Genomic DNA, 18,776 nt, shown 5'->3' with positions numbered 1-18,776 from the left:
CACCTCCCGGAAAATCGGGAGGCGCGGCATCCTGGCCTTGGGGAGCGGCGACTTCAACGAAGCCGTTCAGTGCGTCAGGGCTTCCAGCGCCTTCGCCTGCGCGTCGATGAAGTTCCCGTAGTCGGACTCCACCTGATCCGCGTAGGCGCAGGCGAACTCCGCGACGGCTTCGTCGAAGTGGTCGTTGGTGCCCAGGTACCCCGCGATGAGCGCGGCGTCGCCGGTGCGCGCATGCGCGCGGGCCAGGGTGGCGCCACAGGCGTCCGCGTAGTCCTGGAACACGGGCGCGTCCATCTTCTCCGCGTCCAGCGCGCCCTTCATGTCGCGCAGCTGGCGCACGTAGAAGGCGCCCATGCCCTCCACCTCCGTCCAGCCGAGGAACAGGTCGGAGAAGGCCTGCATGCGCCGCTGGCCCACCACCACGCGCTCGCCCGCGCTGTGGAATTCGCTGGGGCCCAGGTAGGGCTCCAAGACAGACGACTTCGCCTCCTTGAGCTGCAACACCAGCGGGTCCTCCCCGCCGTTGCCTTCACACAGCACGACGTAGGCCTGGAGCCCCACGCTGCCCACGCCCACGACCTTGAAGCCCCACTCCTTGCGCTGGTAGCGCAGGCACAGGTCGCGCACCGCGCCGTCCAGCGACGCCAGGTAGCCCACGGTGAGCCGCTTGATGCGCCGCTCCAGCTCCGACGGCGACACGTCCATCTTCACCGCCGTGAGCGGGAAGAGCAGGGGCGGCTGGTAGGCCAGGTGGCGCTGGCCGTTGCGCTCCACGGTGAGCTTCTCCACCGCGTGCGCGCTGGTGTGCCGCTTCGCCTTCTCCACCGCCTCCGTGGCGAGCCTCGCGGTGTCGCCGGAGCCGACGTGCTTCAGCTCCTTCGCGTCCACGTGGAGCGACCAGACCTCCAGCAGGCTCTTCGTCGTCAGCTCGCGCAGGGTGAGCCGGTAGGACTCCACGGCCTTGCGCGCGGCCTTCTTCCCGCAGCGGGCGCCCAGGCCGTTCTGCTTCGCCGCCATGACGAAGCTGGCGGCCAGGCGCTTCACGTCCCATTCGAAGGGGCCGGGCAGCGTCTCGTCGAAGTCGTTGAGGTCGAAGACCAGGTTGCGCTCGGGCGTGCCGAACAGGCCGAAGTTGGCCAGGTGCGCGTCGCCGCAAATCTGGCTGCGGAGGCCGCTGTGCGGCGTGTGGGCCAGGTCGCGCGCCATGACGAAGGGCGTGCCGCGCATGAAGGCGAAGGGGGACTCCGACATGCGCTCATGGCGCACGGGCACCAGCCACGGCAGCCGCGTGGCGTCGGACTCCTTGAGCTGCCCGAGCGGGTCCCGTCCCCGGAAGGGCTTCCACGCGGCGTGGCTGCCGCGGGGACAGCGCTTGCGCAGGGCGCGGCCGGCGTCCATGCGCTCCTCCACGGAGCGGAAGTCCACGGCCTGGAGCCGCGAGGGCTTCAGCTTCCGGGGCGTGCGCCGCGTGCGCTGCTGCTTCTGGGTGGATACGAGGGGAACCTTCGCCGCCCCCAGCTCCGATGTGCCTTCCGCATCCATGGGGTGTGTGACTCCTCACCCCCAAAAGTGGATCCGCCCCCCCGGAACGGGAAGCGTCCAGGGCCGGAAAATCTTCCGCCTCCAGGGACGACGACGCGGGGAGTGTTCACTCCCGAAGAGACACGCTCCTCGGCGTGAGCGGGATGCCGCCCTTCGGACGCAGGGTGATGGCGGGGAGGACCTCGGGTGCGGGCCCGGGCCCGGCGTCGAAGTGGAAGCGCTGGAGCACCGTGGCCAGCACCAGGCGGATCACCATCAGCGCGGAGCCCGCGCCGATGCAGAGCCGGGGCCCTCCTCCGAAGGGACAGTAAGCGAAGCGTGGCAGGCGCCGCTCCAGCCCGTCCGCCCAGCGCTCGGGACGGAAGGCCTCCGGCTCCGGGAAGTGGCGCGCGTCCCGGTGCAGCGCCCACTGTGACCACGCGACGACCGTGCCGGCGGGGACGTGGACGCCGTCCATCCGGTCGTTCGCCTCCGCCACCCGGCTCATGCCCCACGCGGGCGGATACAGCCGCAGCGACTCCTTCACCACCTGCTCGCAGTACGGCAGCGACGGCAGGTCCGCCACCGTGGGCTCGCGGCCTCCCAGCACCGTGGCCAGCTCCCGCCGCAGCGCGGCCTCCGCCTCCGGGTGGCGCGCCAGCAACCACAGACTGAGCGCCAGCGCCGCGGCCGTCGTCTCATGCCCGGCGATCATCAACGTCAGACATTCGTCGCGCAGCTGCGCGTCCGTCAGGGGCTCGCCTTCCCCGGCCTGCGCCTCCAGCAGCAGGCCCAGCAGGTCGTCTCCGGAGCCGCCCTGCCTCCTCCGAACCTCCACCACGTCGTCCACGGCGGCGTGCAGGGTGCGCAGGGCGGCCTGGAACCGCCGCTGCCCCGGCGTGGGCAGCCAGGCCGGCAGCGGGAGGGGCGTGTCGAAGAGGAACTGGGCGTGCAGCATCACCGCCTCCATGGCCCGCCCCAGCTCCCGCGCCCTCGCGGAGAGGTCCGCGCCGAAGAGCGTCCCCGCCACCACGTCCAGCGTCAGCGCCATCATCTCCGGGTACGCGTCGAAGGCCTCACCCTCCCGCCGCGACTCGAGCCAGGTGTTCGCGGCCCTCACCGCCACGCTCCCGTGCGCGGCCAGCAGGTGCTTGTGGAAGGCCGGCTGCATCATCCGCCGCCGCCGCATCCAGACGTCGCCGTGGCTGGTGAACAACCCCTGGCCCACCACCGCCTCCAGGGCGCGCTTCTGGAAGGCGTCCTTCGGGTAGTTGCGGAAGTTCTTCACCAGCACGTGCTCGATGGCGTCCGACGTGTTGAGCAGGTAGATGGGCGTCCCCACGAAGCGCGTCCGCACCACCGCGCCCGCGTCCGCGTAGCGCAGGAAGAAGCCCAGCGGATCCTTCCGGTACTCCAGCCCCTGCCCCACCCACGGCAGCCCCGACGGAAGCGGTGGCGGAAGGACCGCAGGGGCGGAAGGGGCGTGCATGCGGCGGCTCCTGGACGGGGCACGAAGGACCTTCCCCAGGGCGCGAGTGTAGCCGAGCCGGACCGATGGGCGCCCAGGCGCGCTGGCCGCTCCCGTCGTGACACCTCCCGTCCCCCGGCTTCGTGCCAGGGGACGGGGGTGAGGGGGGCCTACCTGGGGTGGAAGCACTTCGTGTCGGTGTTGCCTTCGTCCTTGTTGTAGATGACGGCCTCCGCCCACCGGACGAGGTCCAGGCCCACGGCGCCGAACTCGAACGCGAAGGCGGTGAAGACAATCTCCTCCTTGGCCGGTGAGGGGGTGAAGCCTCCCAGGCACTCGAGCGCCGTCCCCGAGTAGCGCAGGATGTTGGCGCCGAGCTTCTCCGTGTCCGTCATGAAGCCATGCGAGTTGGACACCGGGTCGTCCCCGGCCAGGGCCGCCATCTCCATCACGTAGCTCAGGACGGAGAGGATGAGCCCGCCGACGCCAATGGCCCCGAGCAGCCCCGTGTCCACCTCCTCCACGACCTCCGCGGCGAGCTTCGAGTCTGCCCCCGTCGGAGGCCGCCAGCCCAGGTAGGCCACGCAGCCCGAGGTCATGGCCTCCACGGCGGTGACGCACCAGAGGAGCAGGTCCACCACCCGCTGGAGGGCGCTTTCGTCGGTGGGGAAGGTGCCGGCCACGCCCGCCGCGGTCGCGACGGCCTGGAGGGTGGCGTTGACCTTCTTGAGCGGGCCTTCGACCTTCGCGATGCTCAGCAGCGCCGAGGCCTCCAGGAAGATGGAATAGAGGAGGGAGGCGAGCTCCGCCATACCGCCGCCCAGCACGGAGTAGGCGCAGGCCTTCGGTCCCAGGCTGTTCGTCTTCGCGGCCAGCTCCAGGGTGGGCTGCGCGCGCCAGGGCATCCGCGCCAGCTCCAGGGTGGCCTGCTGTTTGGCCTGTGGCTGGCTGGGGACGGGCGCCTCGCCCGTGAGCAGCTTGTAGACAATCGTCAGCGGGATGGCCGTGAGCAGGCTGAGAGCGCTCAGCATGGTCAGCTGCTCTTCACCCGTGAGCTTCTTGTAGAGCCACGTGATGACCGGGATGTTGAACGGCCGCAGCAGCACGTCCTGGATGATGGCCTGGGTCAGGTCCTCCACGACTTCACAGAGGCCCAGCACCAGGTCCCGCATGGCGCCCAGCAGCGCCTTGCCCGCCTCGCCCGCGATGAGCTTCACGATGGCGTGCAGGCTGAGGTTGCCCTGCTGCGCGAGCGTCTGGAGGCCCTGGAGCAGCTCCTTCACGCTCGTCGCGACATCCGACAGGATGTTCTCCACGGTCTGGACGAAGTCGGAGATGGCCTCCATCACCGGGTTGTCCGGCGCGTCCGACGTGCTCTGGCCGATGTCGCCGTGGGACATCTGGTAGGTGGAGAAGGTCGCGCCCGGGCTGGTGTTGAGGCAGTCGAGCGCGGACTGCTGCTCCGGTGTCGCCGAGGCCTGCGTCTGGGCCGTCACCTGCTGCGTGCTCACGTCCTGGAGCCCCAGGGCGGAGTCGCAGAGGCTGTCGAACTGGGCGATGAGCGAGTCGAAGAAGGAGGTGATGGTGGCCTCCGACCCCTTCAGCTTGCCCGCGAGCGCCAGGAGCGCGTCCTGCGTCATCGCCTCCAGCGCGCGCTGGGTGGCCAGGATGTCGTCCCACGCGAACAGGAAGCCCAGGAACGCGATGATGTCTTCAATCAGCACCGCCAGCTGCTGGAACAGCCAGCTGATGAGCTGGAGGGCTTCCTTGACCGTGCGGACGACGAACGACACCACCTGCTCGCCAATCTTCACGAAGAACTGGAGCAGCGTCTTCGTGCCGCTGACGATGGGCTGGATGACGTACTCGTAGACGGCGCCCGCGGCGCTCTTGAGCGCCTGGAGCACGTCACCCGCCGCCGTCTCGATGGCGTTCGTCACGTTGCCCAGCACCCGGAAGGATGTCTGGGATTTCGCCATCGCCGTGGGCGCCATCGCCGGCACCGCGGGCTCCACGGGCGCGGCCGAGCCGTCCGCGGGCAGGCTGTCCATGTTGTCCATGAGCTGCTGGAGCGACGCCTGCACCTGCGCCACCAGGTCCGGATCCGCGCCGGGAGGGACCACGGGCGTGCCGTCCGGCTTCTTCCACTGGGACAGGTCCTGGCCCTTGAGCTTCGCGGCCAGGTTCGCGCGCAGCTCCTTGCTGGGGTCCGCCGTCACGTCCTGGGCGAGGAACGCCGCGCTGAAGCGGAACACGGGCGTGCCCACGTCGGACACCTTGTTGATGAGCGTCACCGTGCCGGTGCCGTCCGTCTTCACCTCCACGCGCGTGCTGGCGTCCAGGTCCGTCCAGTAGCCGTTCACCATCACGCGGGACCACTCGGAGGCGTTCACCTGGACCGTCTGGCCCGCCAGCGGCGCGCCCTGCGGGTCGGTGAAGCGCACCACCGTGGTGTAGCTGGGGAACTCCTGCCCGTTGGCCAGGGTGGGCAACACCATGTCCGTGTTCTGCCAGGCGGTGGTGTCCGGGTCCTGCCACAGGTACGTGATGAGGCTGTTGTCCGTGGAGGTGACGAACAGCTCCCCCGTGGAGCGCTTCTGGTTGCGGCGCGGGGCCAGCCGCGCCACGTGCTCGCGCTGCTGGAGCGGCGCGGACCAGCCGGCGGTGGCGCCCACCGCGTTGTTCATGGAGAACAACCGCTGGCTGCCGTCCACCGCCCAGACGCTGACGCGCTGCGAGTCCTGCTGCGCCAGCACGGAGGTGACGCCCGACAGCACGGCCGACGACGCGATGGTCAGCGCGGTGCTCTTGGCGTTCTTCAGGCCGGTGGAGGGGAACCACGACAGCCCGTCACCGCCCACGTACAGGGCGCTCAGCCCCTGGTTCTGGCGGTCCTCCAGCGCCCACAGGCAGCGCGCGCCCGGCGGCGCCGTCACCGACAGCGAGTGCGTGGTGTTGGTGGAAGGGTCCAGGAGGCTGGTGAACGTGAGGCACCGCTTGCCGGTGTTGTCGTCGAACAGCGACCACGTGCCCCGGTAGGAGATGCCGGTGATGGAGGCCCGCGCCACCACCACGTCGTGCAGCGTCTGCATGTCCTTGGGCGGCGCCCAGTTCACCCACGCGCTGCTCGTGCTGCTCGTGGACGCGTCCACGAAGTAGCGGCCGGTGGTGCCGGACGTGTTCTTCACCTCCGCCACCAGCAGCGGCGCCTCGCTGGCGCTGACGAAGTCACCCAGCAGCAGCCGCTGCACGGGCATGCCGGCGGGGGCGCCGTTGCGCTGGACCCACGCGGTGTTGAGCGTGTTCCAGGGGCCGCCGTCCGGCGTGGGCGTGAGCGCCGGGGAGACGAACACGCGGCTGCCGCCCGCGCCGTCATCCAGGGCCACGGCGATGATGACCTGGCCCGAGGAGGCCTGGACCACCGCGTAGCCCTGCACGTCGTGGTTGGCGTCCGGGCTGAGCTCCACCTGGCGCCAGCCGGTCGTCACGGTGGTGTCGCGCAACATCACCCACAGCGTCTTGCGCGCGGTGTTCGCGGCGGACGCGCCCACGCTGAACAACAGCGGGGAGCCGCCGGTGTCCTCTGCGGAGGCCAGCGGGTAGGCCGCGTCCACGGAGGTCGCGGCCAGGTAGTTGTACATGAGGCTGGAGGAAACGGTCGCCGTTCCCGTCTGGGGAGTCTGGGACATGGAGGGGTCCTTGGAAGTCTTTGAGAGGGATTGGCGCTTCAGCCGGGGAAGGACACGTCCACCTGGACGGCGCCCTCGGCGTTGAAGACGAACTGGCTGTAGTCGTGCGCGGAGCCCGTGGGCAGCACGACGCAGTCCTCGACGTCCAGCGCCATGGACGCGTTGTCACGGAAGGCGGTGGCCAGGTTGCTGGCGAAGTCCTGCGCCTGCTTCGTGATGGCGTCCTGCGGCGACGTGGAGGACCAGTTGAACAGCTTGTCCAGCGCGTTGAAGACCCAGCCGTCCAGGGTCTTGTCCACGTCCGGCTTCGGGGCCTGGCCCAGGACGATGCTCACGGACGTCACCAGCTTGCCGCCGCTGCCGGCCTGCAACGTGACGGTGCCCGTCCAGGGCTGCACGTAGGTGGCCCGTCCCAGGACGTCCTTCATGCCCAGGCCGATGAAGTCCAGCGGGTACTGGCTCACCTCGATGTTCACCTGGAACTGCCCCGACAGCGACAGCGTGCAGCGGTCGGTCTGGGTGAGGTTGGGCTGGGTGGTGAAGCTGATGCTCTCCGTGCCGGCCACGTACTGGTCGAAGCCGTTGTTCACCTGGACGAACTCGCCCCGGCCGTCGTTCTTGCTGGAGTTGTCCTTCGTGCCGACGCACTGGTACTTCAGCGGCGCCAGCCGGTTGATGGCGCCCGGGATGCCGGAGGCCCTCAGGATGGCGGGCAGCACCACCGGCTTCAGGTAGCCCTCGCCCAGCGTGTCCTGGCTGAGGAACAGCCGCGCCCGGGCCTCCGCCGGGGTGCCGTCCGGGTTGGTGGTGGCGGCCAGCGGCGCGGTGAAGCCGAAGCGCGAGGCCCACGCCGGCTCCTTCCGGCCCCGGCTCATCATGCACACGTTGAGCGTGCTGAAGTTCCCGTTGGTGCCGTAGCGGGTGGTGCGCTCCTTCGCGAACGTGGGGACGATGCTCGCGGGGCTGCCCGGCGCCTGCGTCGTGTACGCCACGTCCATGTGGCCCACGCCGGCCAGCGTGGCCTGGAGCGCGCTCTGCGCGGCCTGGCTGAGCGCCACGGGCTGGTTGCTCGCGTTCACCACCTGGAGCGACCGGAACAGCGACGGGTTGGTCAGGTCCAGGAAGAGGCGGTAGACGGAGTAGTTGAGCGACTGGAGCCCCTGGATGTGCTGCTTCGCCTCCGACGTGGCGGCCAGCGTGTTGGGGTCCGTCACCTGGGCCTGCGACAGGTCCAGCGACACGATGACCGTCATCCCCGACAGGGCCTGCGTCTTCGTCGCGCCTGACTCCACGTACTGGAGGGTCGCGGTGGTGAAGGGCAGGTGCACGTCCAGGTGGGTCGTCTGGTCGTCGGGCACCGACACGGTCGGGTCGCCCATGGCCGTCACGGTGAGCTGCGCGCCGCCGCTGGCGGTCTGCGTGAAGGCGGACGGGATGAGCTGGTAGTAGCGCAGCGCGTGCAGTTGCTTGTTGATGAGCCCCACCGACAGCGCCCACACCAGGTCCCACTCATGGGGCGCGCGCGGCTTGAAGTCCACCCGGTAGGTGGTCGCGTGATGGTCGCCGGACGTGTCCGTCTGGGTGATGACCACCGGCGCGAGGGTGGTGTCCGTGGTGGCGGTATAGGACTCGTGGTGCTGCGCTCCGCTGGAGTAGTTCCAGTAGAAGGAGAGGGGCACCTGCTCGTTCCCCGTCTCCAGCTTGTACGTCACCGTGCCCTCGGGCCCGGGAGAGAGGGAGTTGTTCTGCTCGACCTTGAAGGTCGTGCTGGCGCCCGCGGCGATGCTACTCGCGGGGGCACTGCCGCTGAGCGAGCCGTCCTTGTAGTCGACGGTGCCGCGGTTATCGATGGGGCAGCCGGAGTTGTTCTGGATGGTGAGGGAGGTCGAGATCGTCATGGGAGGACCAGGCAGGTGGGGGACGCGTGTCGTGAAACACAACCTGTTTCACGGACACGCTGTCTTTGACTGCAAGGTCAGGACCAATCCCTGACTCACCGTCATCGCATCCACGGCTCGCGCACGGGCCCGGAACTGCGTGCTGACGGGACGCGCGTGCGTCGTGCGGCGCGCTAACGCTCGTCGCCGAAGACGGGGCGCAGCCGGCCGCTGTTGATGGCCAGGGACAGGCTTCGCTCCCGGGCCTCCACTTCCTCACGCGGGCCGGCGTGGATGGCCTGGTGGAAGCGCCGCTGGTCCTCTTCCGTCCATTGCCCCCGGGCGATGGCGTCGTCCAGCACCCGCTGTCCCTGGCGGGAGGACTCCACCTGTTCGGGCGTGGGGACGGCACGCGACTCCGCGGGTGGCTCCACGGCCGGGGCCGCGGCGGGCTCCCTCGCCACGAGCACCGCGAGCTGCTCGCGCAGGAGCCGCAGCTCCTCGCGGGTGTCCTGTGCCTGCATCACGACGGGCGCGGGCGCGGGCGCGGAAGGTGCGTGGAGGAGTCCGCGCAGCTGGCGGGACTGCGCTTCCAGCTTCTGGTCCAGCATCCGCTCCACGCGGGACTCCAGCGTGGCGAAGGTCAGCGCCACGCCCCCGGTGATGCCGAGCGCGATGCCCGGGACCTGTGACAGGAGTGTCTGGAGGAAGGTCTTCATCGTGAGTCTCCGGGGGCGTGACGCAAGGGCGTGCCTACGGCGCCTTCGGTTCCAGGTGCGAACCCTTGAGCACGTCGAAGGTCTGGCAGACACCGTTCGCGTCCCAGCTGAAGGCGACGTAGGACTCGTCCCCCGCGGCCTGCACGCTGCGCACGAGCGTCAGCGAGCTGGAGCCACAGGTCACCGTGACGTTCGCGGCGTTCGTCGCGAAGCAGCGCATGGACTCGCCATACGTGGCATCCGCGAAGGTGCGGCAGTAGATGCGCTGGATGGCGTCGGCGCTGTTGCGCGCGGAGCCCATCGAGCCCTCCGCGTAGCGGCTCGTCGCGTTGACGTTCAGGTTGAACGTCGTCTTCGAGCCCGCGTACGCCACGGGAACGGCCAGCAGGACCAACGCCACGGACATGCCCAACGCCTGCGTGAATCGCTTCATGTGGGAACTCCTCCTTCAGTGGAACGGCTGAGGGGGTTACGCCCGGCCTCGCGTTTATTCCCGCGCCGTTTCCGGAGGGCGTCCTTCCCCCCCGCGCGGGCCTGCCCCTATCGTCCCGGGACGTCCCCATTGAAGGAGCGTCCGCATGGGCAGCTATCTGGACTTCTACCGCCGCTCCATTGAAGCGCCGGAGGCGTTCTGGGCGGAGCAGGCCCGCCTCGTTGACTGGGAGCGGCCCTTCGACGCGGTGCTGGATGCCTCCCGGCCGCCCTTCGCGCGCTGGTTCGTCGGCGGGCGCACCAACCTGTGCCACAACGCCGTGGACCGGCACCTGGCCACCCGCGCGGACCAGCCGGCGCTCGTCTTCGAGTCCTCCGAAACGGACCAGCGCCGCCAGTACACCTACGCGCAGCTGTACGCGGAGGTGAACCGCGTGGCGGCCATGCTGGGCTCGCTGGGCGTGAAGCGCGGCGACCGCGTCATCGTCTACATGCCCATGGTGCCGGAGGCCGTCTTCGTGCTGCTCGCCTGCGCGCGGCTGGGGGCCATCCACTCGGTGGTGTTCGGCGGCTTCGCGGCGCACAGCCTGGCCCTGCGCATCGACGACGCGAAGCCCGTGCTGCTCGTGACGGCGGACGCGGGCATGCGCGCGGGCCGGGTCATCCCCTACAAGCCGCTGGTGGACGAGGCCCTGTCGCTCGCGAAGCACCCGCCCGCGCGGGTGCTGGTGCTGGACCGGGGCCTGGTGACCGGCAGCCCCGTCACGCCGGGCCGCGACGTGGACTTCGCCACGCTGGGCGCGCGGCATGAAGGGGCCCAGGTGCCGGTGGAGTGGCTGGAGTCCTCCGAGCCCAGCTACATCCTCTACACGTCCGGCACCACCGGGAAGCCCAAGGGCGTGCAGCGCGACACGGGCGGCTACGCGGTGGCGCTGGCCGCGTCCATGCGCCACATCTACACGGGGCAGCCCGGCGAGGCGATGTTCACCGCCTCCGACATCGGCTGGGTGGTGGGCCACTCGTACATCGTCTACGGCCCGTTGCTGAACGGCATGACGACGGTGCTCTACGAGGGCCTGCCCATCCGGCCGGACGCCGCCGTCTGGTGGCGCCTCATCGAGCACCACAAGGTGAGCGTGATGTTCACGTCACCCACCGCCATCCGCATCCTGAAGAAGCAGGACGCCGCGTTCCTGAAGCGCCACGACACCTCCAGCCTGCGCTACCTGTTCCTCGCGGGCGAGCCGCTGGACGCGCCCACGCACGCGTGGATTTCGGACGCGCTGCCGTCCACGCAGGTGCTGGACAACTACTGGCAGACGGAGACGGGCTGGCCCATCCTGGGGCCCGTCCCCGGGGTGGAGCCGCGCCAGCGCAAGCTGGGCTCACCGGGCACGGCCATCTACGGCTACCGCGTGAAGCTGGTGGACGGGCTGAGCGGGGAAGAGGTGACGGCGCCGAACCACAAGGGCGTGCTTGTGATTGCGCCGCCGCTGCCGCCGGGGTGCCTGTCCACGGTGTGGGGGGACGACGCGCGCTTCGTCTCCACGTACTTCTCCAGCTTCGACACGCCCCTCTACAACACCTTCGACTGGGCCACGCGCGACGAGGACGGGGACTACTTCATCCTGGGCCGCACGGACGACGTCATCAACGTGGCGGGCCACCGGCTGGGCACGCGGGAGATTGAAGAGGCCATCAGCGGCCACCCGGGCATCGCGGAGGTGGCGGTGGTGGGCGTGAAGGACGAACTCAAGGGCCAGGTGGTGATGGCCTTCGCCGTGCCCAGGGACCCCGCGCGCCTGCACCGCGAGGAGGACCGCGACGCCCTCGCCCGCGAGGTGATGGACACGGTGGGCCGCACGCTGGGGGCCGTGGCCCGCCCCGCGGCCGTGTACGTGGTGGCGAACCTGCCGAAGACGCGCTCCGGCAAGCTGCTGCGCCGCAGCATCCAGGCGGTGGCGGAGGACCGCGAGCCGGGCGACCTCACCACCATCGAGGACCCGGGCGCCCTGGAGGGCATCCAGGCCGCCGTGAAGGCGCGGCCCGCGAAGCCCTGAAACAGGACGAGCCCCCGACGCGGTCGCCTGGGCCGAGGCGACCGCTCCGGGGGCCCGTGGACGGCCTGCCTGCTGCCTACTGCCCGGAGCTCACCGTGAAGGTGGAGCCGGAGTACGCGGTGTAGCCGCGGATGAGCACGTAGTACGTGCCCGACTGCGCGGCGTTGATGGTGCAGGACTCGTCGGTGGTGGCGCCCGCGGAGCGGCAGTCGTAGTTGCTGGTCGTGGGCGCGCTGCCGAACTTCACGTACAGGTCGGCGTCACCCGTGCCGCCGGCGAGCTGGAAGCGCATCGCGGTGGCGCCGGACGGCTTGACGTAGCTGAGGTTCGTGTTGCTGTTGCGGGAGCCGGAGACGTTGGTCAGCGTCGCGAGGGTCGTCCAGGTCGGCGGCGCGGCCACGCCCACGGCGGTCCACGCCTCGTTGACGGACGTGGCGGCGCTGGAGCCGTACAGGTCGGCGGCGGCCTGCGCGGTGGCGCCGCGCGCGTCGGAGAAGGTGCTGCCCGGCGTCAGGTAGACGGTGTTCGCGCGGTAGAAGATGGCCGCGCCCTTCTGGATGCTGGCGTAGGTGTTGGCGTCGAGCGCGGGCACCACGTTGCTCGTCTTGCCGCGCGGGTGCGTGCCGCCGTTGACCATCAGGTGGAACGCCAGGTTCGCGATGCCGGAGTTCCAGTGCACGCCGCCGCTGTCGGACGTGCCGGTGTAGCGCGTGGGGTAGTAGTCGTAGTCCCCCGCGATGGCCGGGTCGTTCATGTAGCGCAAGGCGTCGCCCGCGGTGCCCGGCGTCCAGCACTCCTCGCCAATCTTCCAGGTGTTGGCGCTGACGGCGCCGTCCCGGTACGCCTCGATGGAGGCGCCGAAGATGTCGGACATGGCCTCGTTCAGCGCGCCGGACTCGTTGGCGTAGATGAGCTCCGAGGACGTGTCGGTGACGGCGTGCGTGAGCTCGTGGCCGACGACGTCCAGCACCGTCAGCGCGCTGGACTGCACGCCGTCGCCGTCGCCGTAGACCATCTGCGTCCCGTCCCAGAACGCGTTCACGTAGTTCTTGCTGTAGTGGACGCTGGAGGTGAGCGTCGTGCCCAGCCCGTCGTAGCTGTCCCGGCCGAACACGTTGGCGTAGAAGTCATACGTGAAGCCCGCGTTGTCGTGGGCCTGGTCCAGCAGCACGTCGCCGGACGCGCCCTGGCCCTCGCTGCGCACCAGCGTGCCCGGCAGCGTCGTGCGGTTCTTCGCCGTGTACGTCTTGCGGTTGCGGTTGGTCTGCAGGTTGTCGAAGCCCCAGACGGTGTCGCCCGTCCGCGCGTCGATGAAGACGTTGGGCATGGAGGGCAGGCCGTCCACGTCCACCGTCGCCAGCTGCACGCGCCACGTCAGGCGGGTGTCCTTCGCGTCCGCGAGGATCTGCAGGTCCGCCCGGGGCGCGCCCGTGAGCACGCTGCCCGCCGCCTCCTGAGCGGCCACCGCGCGCTGGATGGCCTCGTCCGCCTTGAGCCGGGGCGTGGTCTCCACCTTGAGGTCGCGCACGAGCCGGTCCGTCACGCCCTCGACCGCGCCGTTCGCGCCCAGGTGGACGATGGCCGCCGCGCCAAAGACAGGCACGCCCTGGAAGGTCTGCGTGAGGCGCTCATGCGCCTGGCCCCGCGAATCCACGTGGAAGCGCCGCGAGGTCAGCTCCCCCGCGCCCTTGAAGAAGCCGGGGCGCTCCGCCTGGAGCCGGCGCAGGCCGTCGCCACGCACGGGCTTCGCGGCCAGCGCGCTGCCCTGCTGGTCCACGGCCTTCGAACTGTCTTCAATGGTTTCAGTCGGACCGCAGGCACTTCCCAGCAGCAGCAAGGAAGCGAGCGAGGCGTAATGACGGATGCGCATGGAGGACTCCGGTTCGCGCGGTGAGCGCTTTCCAGGGGGTGTGGTTTCACCCAGAAAGTAAAATTCCTGGGTAATTCAGGAGACTCGGGGAGCCGTGAAACGGCCACGGCGCCGATCAGCGAGGCCCTGCGCCCACACACGCGATGTCCAGGTGACACGCACCTTGCTTCAGCCCCGGCGCTTCGCCTCGCGCTTCGCGCCGGGCGGGACGGGGTCCTTGGGCAGGTGCCGCAACCCCATCCACCCGAGCGCCGCGACGTGGCGGGCCACGTTCTCCGTGGAGAAGGACTTGCCCTCCGCGGCCCACCAGTGGCCCACCTGCGTCACCATGCCCACCAGCGCGTTGGCGTAGATGGGCGCCACCTTGGACGGGTAGCCGGCGCGCTCGAACTCGCTGCGGAAGACGTCCCCCACGCGCTGGGCCAGGTCGTCGATGACGCGCGTCAGCCCGCGCCGCGCCGCCGCCGTGGGCGAGTCCCGCGTGAGCACCGCGAAGCCCGCCGGTTCGTCCTTCACGTAGGCCATGAACGCCAGCACCGCGTCCTCGAAGCGCTGCCGGGGCGTGCCCTGCGCGATGCGCGCCGACACGCGCGCCACCAGGTCGTCCATCTCCCGGTCCACGATGGCCGCGTACAGCCCCTCCTTCGCGCCGAAGTGCTCGTAGACGATGGGCTTGGACACGCCTGCCTGCTGGGCAACCTCCTCGATGGAGGTCGCCTCGTAGCCCTTCGACGCGAAGACCGCCCGCCCAATCTCCATCAACTGGACCCGGCGCTCGGCGCCCGTCAGCCGCTGTCTCTTCTTCAAGTTGACCTCGAACCTACCCACCGGTAACTTACCGGACCGGAACCTACCATCTCGTAGGTACGGCGAGGAGCCGACACCGTCATGAAATGCCGCGTTTCGAAGGGTGTCGAGTCCGCCATGGGGCGCGCGTGAGCGCGGCGGCGCCTGGAATGGAGAAGCCGAAGCTGCGGGGCGTGCTGCACCAGTGGGCGGCGGCGTTCGCGGTGGGGGCGGGGGTGGTGCTGGTGGCGATGGCGCCCACGCCGCGCACGGTGCTGGCGTCCTCGCTGTATGCGCTGAGCCTGGTGGGGCTGTTCACCATCAGCGCGACGTACCACCGGGTGAACTGGTCGCCGGGGGCTCGCGCGTGGATGCGGCGGGCGGACCACGCGGCCATCTTCCTGCTCATCGCGGGGACGTACACGCCGGTCATCCTGCTGGGGCTGCCGCCGGAGGTGGGCAACACGCTGATGGCGTGGCTCTACGCGGGCGCGGTGCTGGGCATCCTGCAGTCGCTGTTCTGGGTGGCGCGCCCAAGTGGGTGACGGCGGCGCTGGCCATCGGGGTGGGGTGGACGATGATGCCGTACTTCGGCGACGTCTTCCGCGCGCTGGGCACCTCCGCCATCGTGCTCATCCTTGGCGGAGGGTTGGCGTACACGCTGGGGGCGCTCGCGTATGCCTTCAAGCGGCCCAACCCCCGGCCCGGCGTCTTCGGCTACCACGAGGTGTTCCACGCCATGACGCTGGTGGGCGCGGGGCTGCACTTCGTGCTGGTGCTGCGCATGGTGCGCGCGGCGGGGTAGGGCGTCTGTCTTTCCCGGCCGGACTGCGCTAGAGCAGCGCTCCGGAGGGGACATGTCCATTCATCTTCGTGGAGTGCTGTGGGTCGCGGTCCTGGCGATGGGGCAGGGCTGCGCGACGTCGAACGCGCTGAGGGATCCGGAACTGCGGCGGCGGGCGGCGAACATCGCCATCGTCAAGGCGGAGGAACTGCCCCAGCGGAAGTTCAAGTTCCTGGGCGAGGTCGAGGCGGCCACCTGCACCAGTGGCATCTACCGGACCAACTACTCGCCCGCGGCCCTCCAGGAGATGCTGAAGGGCGAGGCCGCGCGGCTGGAGGCCGACGCCGTCACCAACGTGGCGTGCGGCGAGGGCGGCGTGCGCTTCCAATGCTGGACGTCCTACGAGTGCCGGGGAGACGCCATCCGCTGGGAGGGACCTCCCTCGAACGCCGCCTCGGAGCCGAAGTTCACGCTCCTCCAGCGGGAGTAACGGCGGCGGGCGCTTGTCTCAGCGGCCCGCGACGGCGGCGAACCGGCGCTTCGAGGCCGCCTGCTCCGGGGCCTTCCGGCCCAGGTACGTCTCTCCCCAGGATTTGAGCGCGGAAATCACGCCGCGCGGTGTCTGGCCTTGCGGCGTGAGGCTGTATTCCACGCGCGGAGGAACCTCCGCGTACACCTGCCGGTGCACGAGCCCGCTCTCCTCCAGCTCGCGCAGGTGCTGCGTGAGCATCCGCTGCGTGACGTCCGGGATGCGCTTGCGCAGCTCCCCGAAGCGCAGCGTGCCTTCGAGCAGGTGGTAGAGGATGAGCCCCTTCCACTTGCCGCCAATCACATCCAGCGTCGCGGACACCGGACACCCCGCGGAGCAGTCATGGGTCTTGTGCCGGGCCATGGTTCCCTTTTTGTACGTATGGGCGGAAATCCTGCGTACTTGTCCCCTTCAACCTTCGGGAGCGCGAAGCCCGGCACGGACTCCGAGCTGCACGTCGTGGACGCGCGCCTCGTGGGCCGCGAGCCCAAGGGGCTGACGTTCGCCCAGGAGGCCGCGCTGCCCCTCACCTCCATCACCGCCTGGGAGCTGCTGTTCGAGCGCCTGGGCGTGCCCCGGCGCAAGACGGGCACCCCGAAGGACGCGCTGCTCATGGTGGGCGGCGCGGGCGGCGTGGGGTCCATGGCCATCCAGCTCGCCAGCAAGCTGACGGACCTCACGGTCATCGCCACCGCGTCGCGGCCGGAGACGGTGGAGTGGTGCAAGTCCCTGGGCGCGCACCACGTGGTGGACCACCGCCAGCCGCTGGCGGCGCAGGTGCGGGCGCTGGTGCCGGGCGGCGTGCGCTACGTGATGGCGCTCACCGCGACGGAGCAGCACTTCGCGCAGCTGGTGGAGCTGATGGCCCCGTTCGGGCACCTGGGCATCATCGACGACCCGCAGACGCCGCTGGACGTGAACGCGATGAAGCGCAAGAGCCTGGCGCTGCACTGGGAGCTGATGTTCACCCGCGCCCTCTACGACGCGGATCCGCTGTCCCAGCAGCGGCTGCTCGACACCGTGGCGGACCTGGTGGAGGCGGGGACGCTGCGCACCACCATGACCCAGGACTTCGGGCCGCTCACCGCCGCCAACCTGCGGCGCGCGCACGCGGCGGTGGAGACGGGCCGCACGCTGGGGAAGATTGTGCTGAGCGGCTTTCCCTGAAGCGTTCCGGAGGCCGTGAAGTCCGCCGCGCCCGCCGGTAGACTCGCGGGCCTCTTGGACCCCGTGGAAGACGCATCCGGAAGCGCGTGGCGAGCCTGGGCGAAGCGGGCCGCCGCGTGGTCCGCGCCCGCGCTCTTCTCCGCGCTGGAGACGTACACCTTCAGCCGGGGCATGCCCGAGCCGCCCGCGCTATGGCGGGTGCTCGCCGGGCAGATGCCCGCCTGGTACGTGTGGCTGCCGCTCACGCCGTGGCTCGCCCGGCTCGCGGCGCGCGAGCCCTTGAGCCCCCGCGTCCGCGCCCGGTGCTCGTGCACCTGGCGGCGTGCCTGGGCGTGGGGGCCCTCTTCGCGGGTGTGTACGCGGTGACGACGGCCGGGTTCATGCCCATGCCTGGAAGGGAGACGGCCTGGGCCGCGCGCTGGCTGCAGGTGTGGTGGGGCTGGCTGCCGATGATGGGCATGGCCTACGCGACGGTGCTGGCGGTGGCCTCCGCCACCCGGGCCTCCCAGCGAGCGCGGGACAGCGAGCGGCAGGCCGCGGCGCTCGCGGTGCAGCTGGCCGAGTCCCGGCTGCTCGCGCTCCAGACGCAGCTGCAACCGCACTTCTTGTTCAACACGCTCAACGCCATCGTCGTGCTGGTGCGCGAGCGGGAGACGGAGGAGGCCGCGCGCATGCTGGTGTTGCTGAGCGACCTGCTTCGTCAGCTGCTCCAGCAGGGCGCCACCCAGGAGGTGTCCCTGCGCGACGAGGTGGCCGTGCTGTCGCGCTACCTGGAGCTCCAGCAGCTGCGCTTCGCGGACCGGCTGCGCGTGGAGTGGGCCGTGGAGCCGGACGCGCTGGAGGCCCGAGTGCCCCACCTGGTGCTCCAGCCGCTCGCGGAGAACGCGCTCCGTCACGGCATCGGCATGCGGTCCGCGGCCGGGGTGCTGCGCATCAGTGCGCGGCGGTGCGGTGACGCGCTGGAGCTGACCGTGAGTGACGACGGTCCGGGACTGCCTCGGGACTTCGATCTGGAAGCGGCCAGGGGGATTGGCCTGTCGAACACGCGAGCGCGCCTGTCGCAGCTCTACGGAGACGCGGGGCAGCTTCGCGTCGCCAACGCGGAAGGGCAGGGCGCCGTGGCCACGGTCCTGTTGCCGTGGCGTTCCATGCCGGGCACCGCCGGGGTGGCGCATGGTTGAGCCGTGCGTGGAGGCTGGCCGCCGAATCACAGTGAGATGGGGCAGGCCTTGCCGCACCCATCATGTGTCTCCGGAGCGGTACATGGCTGAGCCGCGGATGCTGCTGGTGGACGATGAGCCATTGGCCCGGAATGGATTGCGGCAGGCCCTGGCGCGTCATCCGGACGCCTCTGGAGTGGCGCATGGCTGAGCCGCGAGTGCTGCTGGTGGATGACCAGCCGTTGGCCCGCAGGGGATTGCGGACGGCACTGACGCGCCATCCGGACGCCTCTGGAGTGGCGCATGGTGAGCTACGGGTGCTACTGGTGGACGATGAGCCGCTGGCCCGTAAGGGATTGCGTCAGGCTCTCGCACGCCATCCGGACGCCGGGGTGTGCGGTGAGTGCCGCGATGGCCGGGAGGCGGTGGAGGCCATCCGCGCCCAGCGGCCCCACCTGGTGCTGCTGGACGTGCAGATGCCGGAGTTGGATGGTTTCGGCGTGCTGCGCGAAGTAGGCGCGGAGCACATGCCCGCCGTCATCTTCGTCACCGCGTTCGACACCTTCGCCGTGAAGGCCTTCACCGTGCACGCGGTGGACTACCTGGTGAAGCCCTTCGACGACGCGCGCTTCGACGAGGCGCTGGCCCGGGCCCGCCAGCGGCTGCGCGCGGGCGAGGCCGCGGCGCTGGGGCGGCGGCTGGCGGACCTGCTGG

17 protein-coding genes are annotated in these 18,776 nt (G+C 70.4%); 8 read left to right on the top strand and 9 right to left on the bottom strand.

Annotated elements, in window-relative coordinates; genetic code table 11:
- Window positions 1-66: 66 nt before the first annotated feature.
- From ACLEQD_RS05530 to ACLEQD_RS05505, 6 genes are all read right to left on the bottom strand, one after another.
- Window positions 67-1,542 (bottom strand): DUF2252 domain-containing protein, encoded by a 1,476-nt coding sequence (locus tag ACLEQD_RS05530; protein WP_410382285.1) that lies wholly within the window; start codon window positions 1,540-1,542, stop codon window positions 67-69.
- Window positions 1,543-1,648: 106 nt separating this feature from the next.
- On the bottom strand, window positions 1,649-3,010 hold the full coding sequence (locus tag ACLEQD_RS05525) for a cytochrome P450 (RefSeq protein WP_410382283.1): 1,362 nt from the start codon (window positions 3,008-3,010) through the stop codon (window positions 1,649-1,651).
- Between the two features lie 149 nt (window positions 3,011-3,159).
- Window positions 3,160-6,678 (bottom strand): hypothetical protein, encoded by a 3,519-nt coding sequence (locus ACLEQD_RS05520; RefSeq protein ID WP_410382281.1) that lies wholly within the window; start codon window positions 6,676-6,678, stop codon window positions 3,160-3,162.
- A 38-nt stretch (window positions 6,679-6,716) separates the two neighbouring features.
- A complete protein-coding gene (locus ACLEQD_RS05515) occupies window positions 6,717-8,576 on the bottom strand; it encodes a hypothetical protein (RefSeq protein ID WP_410382279.1) in 1,860 nt (619 codons plus the stop codon).
- Between the two features lie 173 nt (window positions 8,577-8,749).
- Entirely contained in the window at window positions 8,750-9,274 is a 525-nt protein-coding gene (locus ACLEQD_RS05510) for a hypothetical protein (protein ID WP_410382278.1), read from the bottom strand.
- Between the two features lie 34 nt (window positions 9,275-9,308).
- Complete coding sequence (locus ACLEQD_RS05505) at window positions 9,309-9,707, bottom strand: hypothetical protein (RefSeq protein WP_410382276.1); 399 nt, start codon at window positions 9,705-9,707, stop codon at window positions 9,309-9,311.
- A gap of 145 nt (window positions 9,708-9,852) precedes the next feature.
- Between ACLEQD_RS05505 and ACLEQD_RS05500 the strand changes: the two genes are divergently transcribed.
- Window positions 9,853-11,766, top strand: a complete 1,914-nt coding sequence (locus tag ACLEQD_RS05500) for a propionate--CoA ligase (RefSeq protein WP_410382274.1) — start codon at window positions 9,853-9,855, stop codon at window positions 11,764-11,766.
- Between the two features lie 76 nt (window positions 11,767-11,842).
- Here the strand turns inward: ACLEQD_RS05500 and ACLEQD_RS05495 are convergent, their stop codons facing one another.
- Window positions 11,843-13,636, bottom strand: coding sequence for a M4 family metallopeptidase (locus tag ACLEQD_RS05495; protein WP_410382272.1), 1,794 nt, complete (start codon window positions 13,634-13,636; stop codon window positions 11,843-11,845).
- A 168-nt stretch (window positions 13,637-13,804) separates the two neighbouring features.
- Window positions 13,805-14,443: a TetR/AcrR family transcriptional regulator gene (locus ACLEQD_RS05490; RefSeq protein ID WP_410382270.1), complete on the bottom strand. Its 639-nt coding sequence runs from the start codon at window positions 14,441-14,443 to the stop codon at window positions 13,805-13,807.
- 149 nt (window positions 14,444-14,592) lie between these two features.
- Here ACLEQD_RS05490 and trhA point away from each other — a divergent pair, with 149 nt between their 5' ends.
- Genes trhA through ACLEQD_RS05475 form a run of 3 tightly spaced genes read left to right on the top strand, consistent with a single transcriptional unit; the run spans window position 14,593 to window position 15,696 of the window.
- Complete coding sequence (gene trhA / locus ACLEQD_RS05485; protein WP_410382269.1) at window positions 14,593-14,967, top strand: PAQR family membrane homeostasis protein TrhA; 375 nt, start codon at window positions 14,593-14,595, stop codon at window positions 14,965-14,967.
- Window positions 14,964-15,227, top strand: a complete 264-nt coding sequence (locus tag ACLEQD_RS05480) for a hemolysin III family protein (RefSeq protein ID WP_410382268.1) — start codon at window positions 14,964-14,966, stop codon at window positions 15,225-15,227. The genes trhA and ACLEQD_RS05480 overlap by 4 nt, the downstream gene beginning before the upstream one ends.
- Before the next feature lie 52 nt (window positions 15,228-15,279).
- Window positions 15,280-15,696: a hypothetical protein gene (locus ACLEQD_RS05475; protein ID WP_410382266.1), complete on the top strand. Its 417-nt coding sequence runs from the start codon at window positions 15,280-15,282 to the stop codon at window positions 15,694-15,696.
- An 18-nt stretch (window positions 15,697-15,714) separates the two neighbouring features.
- Here ACLEQD_RS05475 and ACLEQD_RS05470 read toward each other — a convergent pair whose 3' ends face one another.
- A complete protein-coding gene (locus ACLEQD_RS05470; protein WP_410382264.1) occupies window positions 15,715-16,098 on the bottom strand; it encodes a winged helix-turn-helix transcriptional regulator in 384 nt (127 codons plus the stop codon).
- Between the two features lie 39 nt (window positions 16,099-16,137).
- Here ACLEQD_RS05470 and ACLEQD_RS05465 point away from each other — a divergent pair, with 39 nt between their 5' ends.
- From ACLEQD_RS05465 to ACLEQD_RS05450, 4 genes are all read left to right on the top strand, one after another.
- Window positions 16,138-16,902 (top strand): zinc-binding alcohol dehydrogenase family protein, encoded by a 765-nt coding sequence (locus ACLEQD_RS05465; protein ID WP_410382262.1) that lies wholly within the window; start codon window positions 16,138-16,140, stop codon window positions 16,900-16,902.
- A 63-nt stretch (window positions 16,903-16,965) separates the two neighbouring features.
- Window positions 16,966-17,268, top strand: coding sequence for a hypothetical protein (locus ACLEQD_RS05460; RefSeq protein ID WP_410382260.1), 303 nt, complete (start codon window positions 16,966-16,968; stop codon window positions 17,266-17,268).
- Window positions 17,205-18,083, top strand: coding sequence for a sensor histidine kinase (locus ACLEQD_RS05455; RefSeq protein WP_410382258.1), 879 nt, complete (start codon window positions 17,205-17,207; stop codon window positions 18,081-18,083). The genes ACLEQD_RS05460 and ACLEQD_RS05455 overlap by 64 nt, the downstream gene beginning before the upstream one ends.
- Window positions 18,084-18,265: 182 nt before the next feature.
- A partial coding sequence (locus ACLEQD_RS05450) for a LytR/AlgR family response regulator transcription factor (protein ID WP_410382256.1) occupies window positions 18,266-18,776 on the top strand: 511 nt, incomplete at its 3' end.

Source organism: Corallococcus sp. 4LFB, from assembly GCF_046520365.1.
Lineage (GTDB): Bacteria > Myxococcota > Myxococcia > Myxococcales > Myxococcaceae > Corallococcus > Corallococcus caeni.
This window is presented reverse-complemented; position numbering and strand designations above follow the sequence as displayed.